Genomic DNA, 13,644 nt, shown 5'->3' with positions numbered 1-13,644 from the left:
CTATTTCAACCGTGTTATACATTAAAACGGAAATGAATGACATCGCCGTCTTTCACAATGTATTCTTTCCCTTCAAGGCGGACTTTTCCGGCCTCTTTTGCTGAGGCCATGCTTCCCGCCTCCAGCAGATCGTCGTAAGCAACAGTTTCCGCACGGATAAATCCGCGTTCAAAGTCTGTATGGATGATGCTCGCACATTCAGGGGCTTTCATTCCTTTTTTAAATGTCCAGGCTCTGACTTCCTGTTCTCCCGCTGTAAAATAAGTGGCTAGTCCAAGGAGGGAGTAAGACGCTTTAATCAGCTGATCCAGACCGGATTCTTCGATGCCGAGTTCTTCAAGGAACATCGCCTTCTCTTCGCCTTCAAGCTCTGCGATTTCGGACTCAATTTTGGCGCAGACGACGATGACTTCCGCTTTTTCAGCAGCAGCAAATTCCCGGACCTTCTGGACGTACTCGTTTCCTGAAGGATCAGCCACTTCATCCTCGCTGACATTCGCTACATATAAGACAGGTTTTGTCGTCAGCAGATGAAGCTGCTTCAACACCTTTTGCTGCTCTTCCGAGAACTCGACAGAACGGGCCGGCTTTTCCTGTTCAAATGCCTCTTTTAACTTTGTCAAAATCTCAAATTCAAACACGGCTTCTTTGTCTTTTTGCTTGGCCATCTTTCCGACCCGGCCGATCCGCTTCTCAACGGTTTCAAGGTCAGCCAGTATCAGCTCAAGGTTGATCGTCTCGATATCCGAAATCGGGTCTACTTTCCCGGACACGTGCGTGATATTGTCGTCGGCAAAACAGCGGACAACATGGCAGATTGCGTCCACTTGGCGGATGTGGGACAGGAACTTGTTTCCGAGCCCTTCTCCTTTTGATGCTCCTTTTACAATGCCGGCGATATCGGTGAATTCAAATGCGGTAGGGACCGTCTTCTTCGGATTGACGAGTTCTGTCAGCTTTTGCAGACGCTCATCAGGAACCTCTACGATTCCGACGTTTGGATCAATCGTACAAAACGGGTAGTTGGCCGATTCTGCCCCGGCCTGAGTAATTGCATTAAATAAGGTTGATTTCCCAACGTTAGGCAAACCAACAATCCCAGCTGTTAAAGCCATTGTTTCATCTCCTCTATAATAAACATCCATGTGTAGTCGTAAATGTTAAACCTGCAACAATTATAAGGATGATTACAGTAAAAGACAAGCTGACAAAACTTGCTTTTCAATCATACAAACTAGGTGAAAATTCATTTTTCGTTGTAATCGAAAAAAAAGCATGAGGGGGTCCGCTAAGATTAAGATTCGGACTCCTCATGCTTAACTAATATCTTTTTCAGCTTTCTTTGAAACTCTTTACGCGGGATCATGACACTGTGTGAACAGCCCTCGCACTTAATCCGGATATCCATTCCCATCCGAATGATCTTCCAGCGGTTCGTCCCGCAAGGATGCGGCTTTTTCATTTCGACCACGTCATTCAGGCCAAATTCTTTATCGGCCAACATCTTTCACCTCTTTGCTTCCTTGTTGTGATCTTATTGTACAAAAAACCACAGCGAAAGAGCAATTCTTCATAACCATAAATATATTTATTTCCATTTACTTAAAATTGGATAAAGTAAAATATTTACCAATAAATACAAATTTAATAACCCGTAAATTGGATATAAAAAAGCGATTAAATTTGAAAAGCCGATTGATGTAAAAGGCACCATGATCGAGAGGAGCAGGAGGACGATTACCCATCTCGGCCAGTTCACAAGTGACAGAAAACGGCTGGACAGCCCGAGAATGCTCGAGATCGTCGTTGTGTAGATCGCGACGCAAAGAACAGCCGTCATAAAAATAAAAATCGGAAAAGGCGCGCCCTCCAAAACCGCGAATAAAGGAATTTCATAATGGGCCAGTTCACCTGCAAGCTCTACAAGGGTCTCATTGTACATGTATGAAATAGCGCCAAACACCAGGCCGCTTAATATGCTGGCAATCTTCGCTTCTCCGACTCCCTTCATCTCTTTGCCGACCGCAGACAATACAGCGACAACAGATAATATGTTCAGCGAAGTGAATGCGATGCCGGCAGGCCAGTTGTATTGATGAGTCAAATTGAGCAGCCACGGCTGATGATGAGCGGTTTGAAAAGAAATCAGCGCATACAGCAGCCCAGCCACCAAAATCGGGATTAAGTAGCTGTTAACGGACAATATGCCATTAAGCCCCCAGAAAAACAACAACCCTGTGCATAAACAAAACAAGATGACGCCAGTCCAAAACGGGATATGAAAAATTTGCAGCGTTACCCCGCCACCTGCAATCATCACAATCGTCGTCGTAAACAAGTACAGGATGATCAGCACATCGTATACTTTAGCCAGCAGCGGACCGATTAATGTTTCGAGCACAGGCAGAAAATGCTCTGATTTTTGTTCGTAGCTGATCTTCATCACAATATAGGTTGACAGGCTGAACATGATCGTAAACAACAGGATAGCCAGTCCGCTTTCATCACCAAAAAACTGCCATATTTCCTGGCCGGACGCATATCCCGCACCTATTAAGCTTCCTAAAATAAGAAGCATCCACTTCATCCCGGCTCTCCACACGATTTGCTCACCCCAGCAATATAGTTTTTAAGCTTGTTTCTCCGCTTATGACACTATATTGCCGGTCCTCTATAAAAATTCATGAATCCCCTTTCGACTTTTCTCATTCAAATGAATTAATTATATCAATATAATAAAATGAATTATCATATCTTCTTTTAGTAAAGTATTTTTTCCAACTGACCAAATCGTTTCATCCAAAGCATAAAAAAAGAGACAGCTGGATATACTGTAAACAACCATTCATACTCGAAAAACACACCAAGGCACTGCTGTTACCATGATGACAAGGATGTGAAGCCTATGAATCGAAAAGGCGGAATTTTTTCTCAAGAACCAATAAATGAATATATTTCTCATTCGGATCCGCTAGCTGTGAAACAAATAGAGAAAGTTCTTTCCGTCTATTTAAAGGAAGCCGAAGACCGGCCCATCGTGATCGTTTGCATCGGTACAGACCGCTCCACAGGAGATTCGCTCGGTCCCCTCGTAGGAATGAAACTCTCCGCAAAACAGCTGACACGTTTTCATGTCTATGGAACGCTTGCCGACCCGGTTCACGCCGTAAACTTAAATGAAAAGATTGATCATATTCATCAGCAGCATCAAAATCCATTTATGATCGCGATCGATGCCTGTCTTGGACGAACCAAAAGCGTGGGATCTTTTCAAATCGGCAAAGGACCTTTGAAGCCGGGAGCAGGCGTTCAGAAAAGCTTGCCTGAAGTCGGCCACGTGCATATTAACGGAATTGTCAATGTCAGCGGCTTTATGGAGTATTTTGTCCTGCAAAATACAAGGCTCAACCTTGTCATGCGCATGGCGGATGTGCTCGCTGACGGGCTGTCGCACCTGGAGAAAGCCGGGTGGCAGCGGCGCCATGTGTCACCAATTCAAAGAATGACCGGAAGGATGTCATAAAAAAACCATCTGCACATGATCAGATGGTTTTTAAGCTTATGCGTCTTCTTGGGCCAGCAATTCGAGAATACGCTCCAAGTCTTCATTTGAGTAGAATTCGATTTCGATTCTGCCTTTTTTCTTTTGCTTTTTAATGGTCACCGGTGTTCCAAAATAGTTTCGCAAATACGACTCTCGTTCTTTGATCACTGCATCCTTTACTTGTTTCGGCTTCTTTGTTTCACGTGGAACATCAGCATTCAACTGTTGAATTAACTTTTCAAGCTGCCGGACGTTCAGCTGTTCAGACACGACCTTTTGAACAAGCGGCTCAAGCTTTTGCTTGTTTTTCAATCCAAGCAATGTTCGGCCATGGCCCATCGATAACGTGCCGTTGTCAATTAGCTTTTGAACGTCTTCAGGAAGTGTCAGCAGCCGTAAGTGGTTGGCGATGTGAGGCCTGCTTTTTCCAAGCCTTTTTGCCAGCTGTTCCTGGGTCATATCGAGATGTTCGAGCAAAGATTCATAGGCTTTTGCTTCTTCAAGCGGAGACAGGTCTTCTCGTTGAAGATTTTCCAATAGGGCAATCTCCATCATCAGGGATTCCGACAGCTCGCGCACAATCGCAGGAATGGTTTCCAATCCGGCTTTTTCAGCAGCCCGGTAACGGCGTTCTCCGGCCACAATGTCATAGCCTTTAATTGACTTTCTGACGATGATGGGCTGCAAAACACCGTGCTGCAAAATGGACTCCTTCAAATCTTTTAACGATTGGTCATCAAACGTTTTTCTTGGCTGATAAGGGTTGGGCCGCAAGTCTTGCAGCTTGATTTCCTCAACCGTTTCTTCGGATAAATCAACATTTGAAAACAATGCATTAATCCCTTTTCCGAGACCTTTAGGCATTCGCAGCCACTTCCTTTGCTAATTCTAAATAGACTTCCGCTCCTCTGGAACGGGGATCATATAAAATGATCGGCTTTCCATGACTCGGCGCTTCACTGAGCCGGACATTCCGGGGGATAACCGTTTTGTATACTTTATCGCGGAAGTACTTTTTCACTTCTTCGATGACCTGTATGCCTAAATTCGTTCTTGCATCAAGCATTGTCAGCAATACGCCGTCGATCATCAGATCCGTATTTAAATGTTTTTGCACGAGCCGGACAGAGTTGAGCAGCTGGCTCAGCCCTTCCAGCGCATAATACTCGCACTGGACCGGAATCACGACGGAATCGGAAGCCGTAAGCGCATTGATTGTAAGCAGCCCTAATGACGGCGGGCAGTCAATAATCATGAAATCATAGTTTTGTTTGACCGATTCCAAAGCCCTTTTCAGCCGGACTTCTCGGGAGATGGTCGGAACAAGTTCAATTTCCGCCCCCGCAAGCTGGATCGTTGCAGGAATGACATCCAAGTTTTCTACGGATGTTGTTTTGATGACATCTTTCACATCTGCATCATCTACTAATATATCGTACACACATTGATCAACATCAGCCTTTTCAACGCCGATACCGCTTGTTGCGTTTCCTTGCGGGTCTATGTCGACTAACAAAACCCTTTTCCCGATGTAAGCTAAGCAAGCTCCCAGGTTAACAGAGGTTGTCGTTTTACCAACGCCACCTTTTTGGTTTGTGATCGCAATAATTTTCCCCACAATGTCACCTACTTTCACATTGAACAAGTTTCTCTCATTTCTCTATTTTAACAAAAAAAGAATCGGCCGTTTGCTTTTTTTGAATTTTTGTTTTTTCAATGAGATCCGTTTTTTCTATTTTTCGACATAAAGAAACTATTTTTTTATCTCAGAAAAAAGAGAAGAGATATTCAAGTGAAATGAAAGATAGTTTCATTATTATATTAATATAAAAAATCCCCCTGTCTTACGGGGATTTTAATCAATCTGCTGCGGGCATTTTCCGGGTGGCGATGGCAATTCTGTTCCAGGCATTTATTGTGACGGCTGCCATGATCAGTTCGGCTGTTTCAGCTTCTGTAAAATGGGTCCTGACTTCGTTGTATACTTCATCCGGCAGCCCGTGCTCGCCGATTCGCGTAACGGCTTCAGTCAGCGCCAATACCGCCCGCTCTTTTTCCGTGAAAAAAGGCGCTTCCCGCCATGCATTGAGCGCATAGATCCGCTGTTCCGTCTCACCGTTCTGCCTTGCATCTTTCGTATGCATATTTAAGCAGAAAGCACATCCGTTCAGCTGTGAAGCCCGGATTTTGATCAGTTCCTTTAAAATGGGATCAATGCTTGAGGAAGCCTGCGCTTTTTCAAGCTCCAGCATTCCTCTGTAGCCCTCAGGGTTTACTTTTTCCATTAGAAATCTCGTTTCCATGTCTATTCCTCCTTTAAATGTTTCACTTATATAACAAGTGAGGAACGATGTTTGTGACAGAAAACGTTATATTTTAATGTTCTTCAGTTTATCGGGATTTGAAACGATAAACACATTTTTGACGGAATCGCCTTCCGGGTTCCAAGCAAAGCAAACAGCGTAAGCCGGGCGGTTGTTTTTTATGATCAAAACGCCCTTTTGGCCGTTGATATCGACAGGCATAAAGCGGCCGGAAAAGCTTCCCTTTGAAACAACTCCCGTAAAAAAAGCATAAATGCGGCTCTTTCCATAGATCGGTCTCAACGCGCTGCGTACTTTTCCGCCGCCATCCGTATACAATACGGCATCTTCAATCAATATTTTGGAAAACGCCTCAAAGTCACCGGTTTTCGCTGATTCGATAAACAGCCGGGCCAGTTGCTGTTCTTCGACCGGCTGTGATAATACCGAAATATCCCCATTTAGCTTCTGTTTCAGCCGGCTGTGGATTTTACGACAGTTCGCTTCCGACTTCCCGATTATGGACGATATTTCCTTATAGTGATATCCAAATACTTCCCTAAACATCAATACGGCTCTTTCCACAGGATTTAACCGGCTCATAACTACCAAAAATGCATAGGAAACCTTTTCTTTTTCTTCAACGTATTCCGCCGGACTTTGAGCTGAAAGCGCCACCTGCGGTTCCGGAAGCCATTCCCCGATATACACCTCTCGCTTCTTGCGGGCAGACTGGAGTTCATTTATGCAGCGGTTTGTGATAGATTTCGTCAAATAGGATTGAATATGGTCAATTTGACTGATATCTTTTTCCTGGAGGTCTGCGAACAATTCCTGGACGATGTCCTCTGCATCCTGCAGAGACCCGAGCATACGGTAAGCAATTGAAAAAAGCAAAGAATGATATTGTCGATAATATTCCATAGATGCTCCTCCATTGATATTTTGCCTAAAAAAATAAAAGCTCTAGAGGGAGCTTTTATTTCGGTATCCGGATCGTAAACTGAATATATTCTTCAAATTCCTCTTCTTCGGTATTCAGTTTGACGCCGCTGTCTTCCACCATTGATAAGGACTGGCGAATCGTATTCATCGCGATTCTCGCGTCTCTGCTGTACGCTTTTCTCTTCGGTTTCGGCTTGCGTTTATCCTGCTCAAGCATTTTGACGACACGGTCTTCGGTTTGCTTTACATTTAAATTCTTTTCAATGACTTCATGTAACAGCTTGACCTGAAGGTCGGGCTGTTTCAACGGTATGAGCGCTCTTGCGTGGCGCTCTGAAATTTCTTTTTTCAAGATCGCTTCCTGCACCTCTTCCGGAAGCTTCAACAGTCTGAGCTTATTGGCGATTGTTGACTGGCCCTTTCCAAGCCTTTGTGCAAGGGCTTCCTGCGTCAAATCGTGAAGCTCTAAAAGCCTTGCATAAGCATGCGCTTCTTCAATCGAAGATAATTCTTCCCTCTGAAGGTTTTCGATAAGAGCGACGGAAGCGGTCTCCGTATCTGAAAAATCCTTAATAATAGCGGGGACCTTCTCCCAATCGAGCGTTTGAACCGCCCGCCAGCGCCGCTCTCCGGCTATGAGTTCATATTGGCCTTCCCGCTCTGTTTTTCTGACGACAATCGGCTGGATAATGCCGTGTGTATGAATGGTTGCAGCTAATTCTTTAATTTTTTCTTCTGAGAAAATGGTGCGCGGCTGAAAACGGTTAGGAATTATATCGCCTACTGGAATCTCTTGAATTTCTTCTTTATTCGTATCATGTTCAGCAATCTCTGCTTCTTCTTCCTTGTCGCCAAGTCCGAAGAGACGAGAGAATGAATGCTTCATGTACCTACACCACCTTTAAACACTGCCATTTTTATAATTCTATTTTCTCATGAATTTTCCTTCTGTGACATCACGAAATTTGAAGAAAACGAATAATTTAACCTTCTATAGGAGATTTATTAGGTGTTCCAGGCTTTCTTGGAAATTTCTTCGGTGTCTGCGATTGTTTTTTGATGACAATGATGTTTCTGTCGCTTTCTTCAATTGGCAGCTGAAAAGAATGTACGGTTTCAATTTTGCCTCCAAGCATTTTGATGGCTTTTTTGCCCGTTTCAATTTCTTCATCAGCCGAAGCTGCTTTTAATGCTACGAATAAACCGTCTTTTTTCACAAGCGGAAGGCAGAGCTCGCTGAGAACCGAAAGGCGGGCGACAGCGCGTGCCGTCACGATGTCATAGCTTTCTCTATGGTCTTTCGATCTTCCGAATGTTTCCGCGCGGTCATGGTAAAAAGCTGTGTTTTCCAGCTTCAAAGCATCTGACAGCTGATTCAAAAAGTGAATCCGTTTGTTCAGCGAGTCAACAATTGTGACGTGAAGGTGAGGAAAACAGATTTTTATCGGAAGGCTTGGAAATCCGGCGCCCGCTCCAACATCACAGAGACTGTTCATCTTTTTGAAATCGACATAAAAAGAAGCGGCGATGGAGTCGTAAAAATGCTTTAAATACACTTCTTTTTTCTCGGTAATCGAGGTTAAATTCATTTTTTCGTTCCATTCAACAAGCCATTCGTAATAGGTCTCAAATTGCTCCAGCTGGAAGGAGGAAAGGGAGATGCCTTTCTCCTCCAAACCGGCTGTAAATTGCTCAATGTTCATGCCGTCACCCTTTCTATTCCGCAACCTTGGCAATCCGTCCCTGCTCTAAGTAGACGAGCAGAATGGAAATATCAGCAGGATTGACGCCGGAAATCCGTGAGGCCTGTGCGACCGACAGCGGTCTGACCTCTTTCAATTTTTGGCGCGCTTCCGTTGCTATGCCTTTGATCGCGTCATAGTCGATTCTGTCAGGAATCTTTTTGTTTTCCATTTTCTTTAGTTTTTCGACCTGCTGCAAGGACTTTTCAATATATCCTTCATACTTAATTTGAATTTCAACCTGTTCAGCAACGTCGCCGGCGACTTTTTGTTCAGGCGGCGCAAGAGCAGTAACGGTTTCATAATTCATTTCCGGCCGCTTCATCAGGTCGGTCGCGCGAATGCCGTCTTTGAGCTCGCTGCCGCCCAATGAACGGATATATTCCTGATTTTCCTTTGTCGGTTTGATAATAACAGAATGAAGGCGTTTTTTCTCTGCTTCAATGGCCGCTTTTTTCTCTTGGAACTTTTGATATCGTTCTTCAGAAATCAAGCCGATTTGATAGCCGATCTCGGTCAGGCGCAAGTCTGCATTGTCGTGACGCAGAAGCAGCCTGTACTCCGCACGCGAAGTCAGGAGGCGATATGGTTCGTTTGTTCCTTTCGTCACAAGGTCGTCGATCAATACGCCGATATAAGCATCAGAACGGCTGAGAATGACCTCTTCTTTGCCAAGCGCTTTCCGGCCCGCATTGATGCCGGCCATAATTCCCTGTCCGGCCGCTTCTTCATAGCCTGATGTTCCGTTAATCTGTCCGGCTGTGAAGAGTCCCGGAATTTTTTTCGTTTCCAGTGTCGGCCACAGCTGTGTCGGTACGATCGCATCATATTCAATCGCGTATCCTGCCCGCATCATTTGCACATTTTCAAGACCGGGAATAGTTGAAAGCATTTTTCGCTGCACATCTTCCGGAAGACTTGTCGACAATCCTTGAACATATACTTCCTGGGTGTTGCGCCCTTCAGGCTCAAGGAAGATCTGGTGTCTCGGCTTGTCGTTAAAGCGGACGACCTTGTCTTCAATAGAAGGACAATATCTTGGCCCCGTTCCTTTAATCATACCGGAATACATCGGTGAGCGATGCAGATTGTTGTCAATAATTTCGTGCGTTTCCGGACTTGTATATGTGAGCCAGCATGGAAGCTGGTCTGTAATATATTCCACCGTCTCATACGAAAAGGCCCGCGGCACTTCATCACCGGGCTGAATTTCCGTTTTGCTGTAGTCAATTGAGTGGCTGTTGACCCGCGGCGGCGTTCCTGTTTTAAAGCGGACGAGGTCAAAGCCGAGCTCTTCAAGATGCTCAGACAGCTTGATGGACGGCTGCTGGTTGTTCGGTCCGCTCGAGTATGACAGATCGCCAAGAATGATTTTTCCTCTCAAAAATGTCCCCGTCGTCAGAACAACGGTCTTAGAACGGTACTCCGCCCCTGTTTGGGTTACAACGCCCCGGCATTCCCCGTCTTCAATCAGAAGGCGTTCGACCATTCCTTGCAGCATGGTCAAATTCGGTTCATTTTCAAGTGTCTTTTTCATTTCATGCTGATATTGGAATTTATCAGCCTGAGCCCGCAGCGCCCGGACGGCAGGGCCTTTTCCAGTATTTAAGAGCCTCATTTGAATATGAGTTTTATCGATATTTTTAGCCATTTCCCCGCCGAGCGCATCGATTTCGCGGACGACGATTCCTTTTGCAGGTCCGCCGACAGACGGGTTACATGGCATGAAAGCAACCATATCAAGGTTAATCGTTAAGACAAGCGTTTTTGCGCCTTGTCTGGCTGACGCCAGCGCCGCTTCAACACCGGCGTGTCCGGCGCCGACGACAACGACGTCATATTGGCCTGCTTCATAGCCCATATGCTTTGTTCCTCCTTTATTTTCCTAAGCAAAATTGAGAGAAGAGCTGATCGATCAGGCTTTCGTGTACAGCATCGCCAATGATCTCCCCGAGAACTTCCCAGCATCTTGTTAAATCAATTTGAACCATATCGATCGGGACATCGTTTTCGATGCCCTCCAATGCGTCAGTAATGGCGCGCTTCGCCTCATGCAGCAGTGAGATGTGCCTTGTATTGCTGACATATGTCAAGTCGCCGCTCTCGATCGTTCCTGTGAAAAACAGCGATTGAATGGCTTCCTCCAGCTCATCAATCCCTTCCTCTTTCAATAAGGATGTCGTGACGACAGGCTGATTTCCCGCCAATTCCCGAACGCGATCAAGATCAAGTCTTTGCTCAAGATCGGTCTTATTGACGATGACGATGATGTCCATGCCCTTCGTTGCTTCAAAGAGCTTGATGTCTTCTTCCGAAAGGGTCTCGCTGTAATTGAGGACAAGCAAAATCAAATCGGCTTCTTTTAATACCTGTCTTGAACGTTCAACGCCGATACGCTCGACGATGTCTTCGGTCTCGCGGATCCCGGCTGTATCGACAAGGCGCAGCGGCACGCCTCTGACATTCACATATTCTTCAATGACATCCCGTGTCGTACCCGGAATGTCCGTTACAATCGCTTTTGTCTCATGGACGAGACTGTTTAAAAGCGAGGACTTGCCGACATTTGGCCGCCCGATGATAACCGTTGAGATGCCTTCTCTTAATATTTTACCCTGCTCTGAAGTCGTCAGCAGCGCCTCGATTTCCTTTTTGACCTTTGTCGCCTTTTCAATCAGCATCTTATGGGTCATTTCTTCGACATCATCGTATTCCGGATAGTCTATATTCACTTCAACATGGGCCAATGTTTCAAGAATCTCGGCTCTCAACCGTTTGATCAGTGAAGACAGCCTTCCTTCCATCTGATTCATGGCCACATTCATAGCGCGGTCTGTTTTGGCCCTGATGAGATCCATGACAGCTTCAGCTTGGGAAAGATCGATTCTTCCGTTCAAAAAGGCTCTTTTCGTAAATTCCCCCGGTTCCGCAAGGCGCGCTCCCTCTCTCAAAACGAGCTGAAGCACCTGGTTGACGGTTACAATTCCGCCGTGGCAGTTGATTTCTACAATATCTTCCCGCGTAAAAGTTTTCGGCGCTTTCAGTACCGAAACCATGACTTCTTCCACGACTTTTTCCGTTTCCGGATCAACGATATGACCGTAGTTAATCGTATGTGAATCGACGGAAGTCAGCCTTTTCCCGCGAGGTCCTTTATATACTTTATCGGCGATCGCAAGAGCCTCAGGGCCGCTCATCCGGACGATCGCAATCGCTCCTTCTCCCATCGGCGTTGAAATCGCGGCGATGGTATCCATGGCTTTCACCTCTCTTTTTCATTCCTCTATCTATTATCCCCATTTGTCCGGGTCATCTTCCAAACATCGTATATGGATGAAAAACTTTTATTGTAATCAAAATTTAAAGATATCATAGTTTCAATTGAAGTGGAAGTGACTTGAATCGTTATCCACAACCGTTCTAAGCCATCATTACTTACTTTAACTTATCCACATGTGAATAACAATTAAATTTCATTTTCATCAACAGCTTACACCGAAAAAACTAAAGCTTAAACCGATTTGGTCTGCATTCATCGATTTTGCAACGGCAAAAAACCGAAGCCCCAATTTTGGGAACTTCGGTTTTCATGTTATTTTTTATATGAGATGACAAGGTGCCGATTATGGTCTTCTCCAGTAGAATAAGTTTCGATATGCTGCGAGTAGCCCGCAAGCGTATCATGGATGACTTTGCGCTCACTGGAAGGCATCGGCTCCAGGTGAATGTCTTTTTTCTGCCTGGCCGCCTGGTCAGCAAGCTTCAATGCAAGCTGAGCGAGTGTTTCCTTCCGCTTTGCGCGGTATCCCTCGGCGTCAACCACCGCTTGGATATATCTGTCGGAATGACGATTGAGCACGAGCTGCGTCAGCGTTTCAAGGGCATTTAAAGTTTGTCCCCTTTTTCCAATTAAAAGGGCTGTTTTATCACCTTTTAACTGAAAGACCACTCGTTTTGACTCCTCTTCTGCCGTCACCTGGGCTTGTATTCCCATATTCGAAATCACATTTTCCAAATACTGTTTTGCTTCTTTAACCGGGTCTATTTTTTCCCGAATGTTCACGACTGCAGACCGATGACCGAAAATGCCGAATAATCCCTTTTTTCCTTCATCAACTACGTCGACTTCGACATCATCTGCATGAAGGCCCAGCTGTTCAAGCCCGGATTGCACTGCTTCATCGACGGTACGTCCAGTAGCAGTCAGTTTCTTCACTTTTTCTTACCTCCGGATTTTTTTCCTCCGGCTGCCGCTTCCTGCCTCTCTGCCTTTAAATCAGGCCCTTTGATAAAGAAGGTTTGAGCAATCATGAATAAGTTACCGACTACCCAGTACAGGGAAAGAGCCGCCGGGAAACTGACCGCAAATACAACGATCATGATCGGCATCAGCCAAAGCATCATCGCCATCTGCGGATTTTGCTGCGCTGTTCCCGCCATCATCAGCTTTTGCTGAATGAATGTGAACACACCGGCGAGAATCGGCAAAATGAAATACGGATCACGCTCCCCAAGGTCAAACCATAAAAAGCTGTGTTCTGCGATTTCCCGCGTTCTCATAATGGCATGATAGAATCCGATTAAAATCGGCATTTGAATTAAGATCGGGAAACATCCGGCAAGCGGGTTAACCCCGTGCTTCTGCATGAGAGCCATCGTTTCCTGTTGAAGCTTCTGCTGCGTTTTTTGATCTTTAGAACTGTATTTTTCGCGAAGTTTTTGCATTTCAGGCTGGAGAGCCTGCATCGCTTTCGAACTCTTCGTCTGCTTGATCATCAGCGGCAAAATTAAAAGTCTGACTAAGATCGTGACGATGATAATCGCGAGTCCGAAGTTTTTATTCGTTAAATTTGCTACATACGTGATCAGCTGTGACAGCGGGTATACGATATACGTGTTCCAAAACCCTTCGCTTTCTGCAGTGATCGGCTGGTTGATTTCCGTACATCCAGCTAACAGCACGATAACGCCGATCATACTGAACAATAATAAAATTCGCCTCTTCAACAATATTTCCTCCTAAATCTTCATTCTTCAACCGGTATTATTCGGTTATGACCATTAAAAAGACATACTTTCTCGTATTTTATCATCTTTCTCCCCGAATGGG

General features: G+C 45.2%; 14 protein-coding genes. 1 reads left to right on the top strand and 13 read right to left on the bottom strand.

The features are described from left to right. Nucleotides 1–14 precede the first annotated feature (14 nt). The 3 genes from ychF to ACVC9U_RS19655 form a co-directional block, all read right to left on the bottom strand. Nucleotides 15–1,115: a redox-regulated ATPase YchF gene (ychF, locus tag ACVC9U_RS19665; protein WP_145929910.1), complete on the bottom strand. Its 1,101-nt coding sequence runs from the start codon at nucleotides 1,113–1,115 to the stop codon at nucleotides 15–17. Nucleotides 1,116–1,294: 179 nt separating this feature from the next. Then, nucleotides 1,295–1,501, bottom strand: a complete 207-nt coding sequence (locus tag ACVC9U_RS19660) for a DUF951 domain-containing protein (protein ID WP_011201785.1) — start codon at nucleotides 1,499–1,501, stop codon at nucleotides 1,295–1,297. Between the two features lie 87 nt (nucleotides 1,502–1,588). Further along, complete coding sequence (locus tag ACVC9U_RS19655; protein ID WP_023856802.1) at nucleotides 1,589–2,602, bottom strand: YkvI family membrane protein; 1,014 nt, start codon at nucleotides 2,600–2,602, stop codon at nucleotides 1,589–1,591. Between the two features lie 303 nt (nucleotides 2,603–2,905). On the opposite strand from ACVC9U_RS19655, the gene yyaC reads away from it, so the two are divergent. Then, nucleotides 2,906–3,523, top strand: coding sequence for a spore protease YyaC (gene yyaC, locus ACVC9U_RS19650; RefSeq protein ID WP_441391407.1), 618 nt, complete (start codon nucleotides 2,906–2,908; stop codon nucleotides 3,521–3,523). 36 nt (nucleotides 3,524–3,559) lie between these two features. Here the strand turns inward: yyaC and ACVC9U_RS19645 are convergent, their stop codons facing one another. The 10 genes from ACVC9U_RS19645 to spoIIIJ all read right to left on the bottom strand — a co-directional run bounded on the left by ACVC9U_RS19645 (nucleotide 3,560) and on the right by spoIIIJ (nucleotide 13,547). Beyond that, the gene (locus tag ACVC9U_RS19645) at nucleotides 3,560–4,408 is read right to left on the bottom strand and encodes a ParB/RepB/Spo0J family partition protein (protein ID WP_441391406.1); all 849 of its coding nucleotides are present in this window, start codon (nucleotides 4,406–4,408) and stop codon (nucleotides 3,560–3,562) included. After that, entirely contained in the window at nucleotides 4,401–5,162 is a 762-nt protein-coding gene (soj, locus tag ACVC9U_RS19640) for a sporulation initiation inhibitor protein Soj (protein WP_011201786.1), read from the bottom strand. Before soj ends, ACVC9U_RS19645 begins: the two co-directional genes overlap by 8 nt. 241 nt (nucleotides 5,163–5,403) lie before the next feature. Continuing rightward, nucleotides 5,404–5,847, bottom strand: a complete 444-nt coding sequence (locus ACVC9U_RS19635) for a carboxymuconolactone decarboxylase family protein (RefSeq protein WP_441391405.1) — start codon at nucleotides 5,845–5,847, stop codon at nucleotides 5,404–5,406. 66 nt (nucleotides 5,848–5,913) lie between these two features. Continuing rightward, complete coding sequence (locus ACVC9U_RS19630) at nucleotides 5,914–6,771, bottom strand: RNA polymerase sigma-70 factor (protein WP_441391404.1); 858 nt, start codon at nucleotides 6,769–6,771, stop codon at nucleotides 5,914–5,916. A 55-nt stretch (nucleotides 6,772–6,826) separates the two neighbouring features. Continuing rightward, complete coding sequence (gene noc, locus ACVC9U_RS19625; protein WP_145653701.1) at nucleotides 6,827–7,678, bottom strand: nucleoid occlusion protein; 852 nt, start codon at nucleotides 7,676–7,678, stop codon at nucleotides 6,827–6,829. Nucleotides 7,679–7,775: 97 nt separating this feature from the next. After that, the gene (rsmG, locus tag ACVC9U_RS19620; protein ID WP_165428567.1) at nucleotides 7,776–8,495 is read right to left on the bottom strand and encodes a 16S rRNA (guanine(527)-N(7))-methyltransferase RsmG; all 720 of its coding nucleotides are present in this window, start codon (nucleotides 8,493–8,495) and stop codon (nucleotides 7,776–7,778) included. Nucleotides 8,496–8,508: 13 nt separating this feature from the next. Further along, nucleotides 8,509–10,395, bottom strand: a complete 1,887-nt coding sequence (gene mnmG / locus ACVC9U_RS19615; RefSeq protein ID WP_035338138.1) for a tRNA uridine-5-carboxymethylaminomethyl(34) synthesis enzyme MnmG — start codon at nucleotides 10,393–10,395, stop codon at nucleotides 8,509–8,511. A gap of 16 nt (nucleotides 10,396–10,411) precedes the next feature. Next, a complete protein-coding gene (mnmE, locus tag ACVC9U_RS19610; protein WP_075751812.1) occupies nucleotides 10,412–11,791 on the bottom strand; it encodes a tRNA uridine-5-carboxymethylaminomethyl(34) synthesis GTPase MnmE in 1,380 nt (459 codons plus the stop codon). A 335-nt stretch (nucleotides 11,792–12,126) separates the two neighbouring features. Continuing rightward, complete coding sequence (gene jag / locus ACVC9U_RS19605; RefSeq protein WP_075751813.1) at nucleotides 12,127–12,750, bottom strand: RNA-binding cell elongation regulator Jag/EloR; 624 nt, start codon at nucleotides 12,748–12,750, stop codon at nucleotides 12,127–12,129. Further along, nucleotides 12,747–13,547, bottom strand: coding sequence for a YidC family membrane integrase SpoIIIJ (spoIIIJ, locus tag ACVC9U_RS19600; protein ID WP_142238580.1), 801 nt, complete (start codon nucleotides 13,545–13,547; stop codon nucleotides 12,747–12,749). Before spoIIIJ ends, jag begins: the two co-directional genes overlap by 4 nt. Nucleotides 13,548–13,644 lie beyond the last annotated feature (97 nt).

Source organism: Bacillus sp. GM2, assembly GCF_056155945.1.
Note: the sequence above shows the minus strand (reverse complement) of the source record. Positions and strands in the feature narration are given on the sequence as shown.

Excerpts from the sequence above, each read along its gene's own strand:
- ACVC9U_RS19645 (WP_441391406.1), bottom strand. The coding sequence starts at position 4,408 with ATGCCTAAAGGTCTCGGAAAAGGGATTAATGCATTGTTTTCAAATGTT.
- ACVC9U_RS19630 (WP_441391404.1), bottom strand. The coding sequence starts at position 6,771 with ATGGAATATTATCGACAATATCATTCTTTGCTTTTTTCAATTGCTTAC.
- ychF (WP_145929910.1), bottom strand. The coding sequence starts at position 1,115 with ATGGCTTTAACAGCTGGGATTGTTGGTTTGCCTAACGTTGGGAAATCA.
- ACVC9U_RS19635 (WP_441391405.1), bottom strand. The coding sequence starts at position 5,847 with ATGGAAACGAGATTTCTAATGGAAAAAGTAAACCCTGAGGGCTACAGA.
- mnmG (WP_035338138.1), bottom strand. The coding sequence starts at position 10,395 with ATGGGCTATGAAGCAGGCCAATATGACGTCGTTGTCGTCGGCGCCGGA.
- mnmE (WP_075751812.1), bottom strand. The coding sequence starts at position 11,791 with ATGGATACCATCGCCGCGATTTCAACGCCGATGGGAGAAGGAGCGATT.
- noc (WP_145653701.1), bottom strand. The coding sequence starts at position 7,678 with ATGAAGCATTCATTCTCTCGTCTCTTCGGACTTGGCGACAAGGAAGAA.
- yyaC (WP_441391407.1), top strand. The coding sequence starts at position 2,906 with ATGAATCGAAAAGGCGGAATTTTTTCTCAAGAACCAATAAATGAATAT.
- rsmG (WP_165428567.1), bottom strand. The coding sequence starts at position 8,495 with ATGAACATTGAGCAATTTACAGCCGGTTTGGAGGAGAAAGGCATCTCC.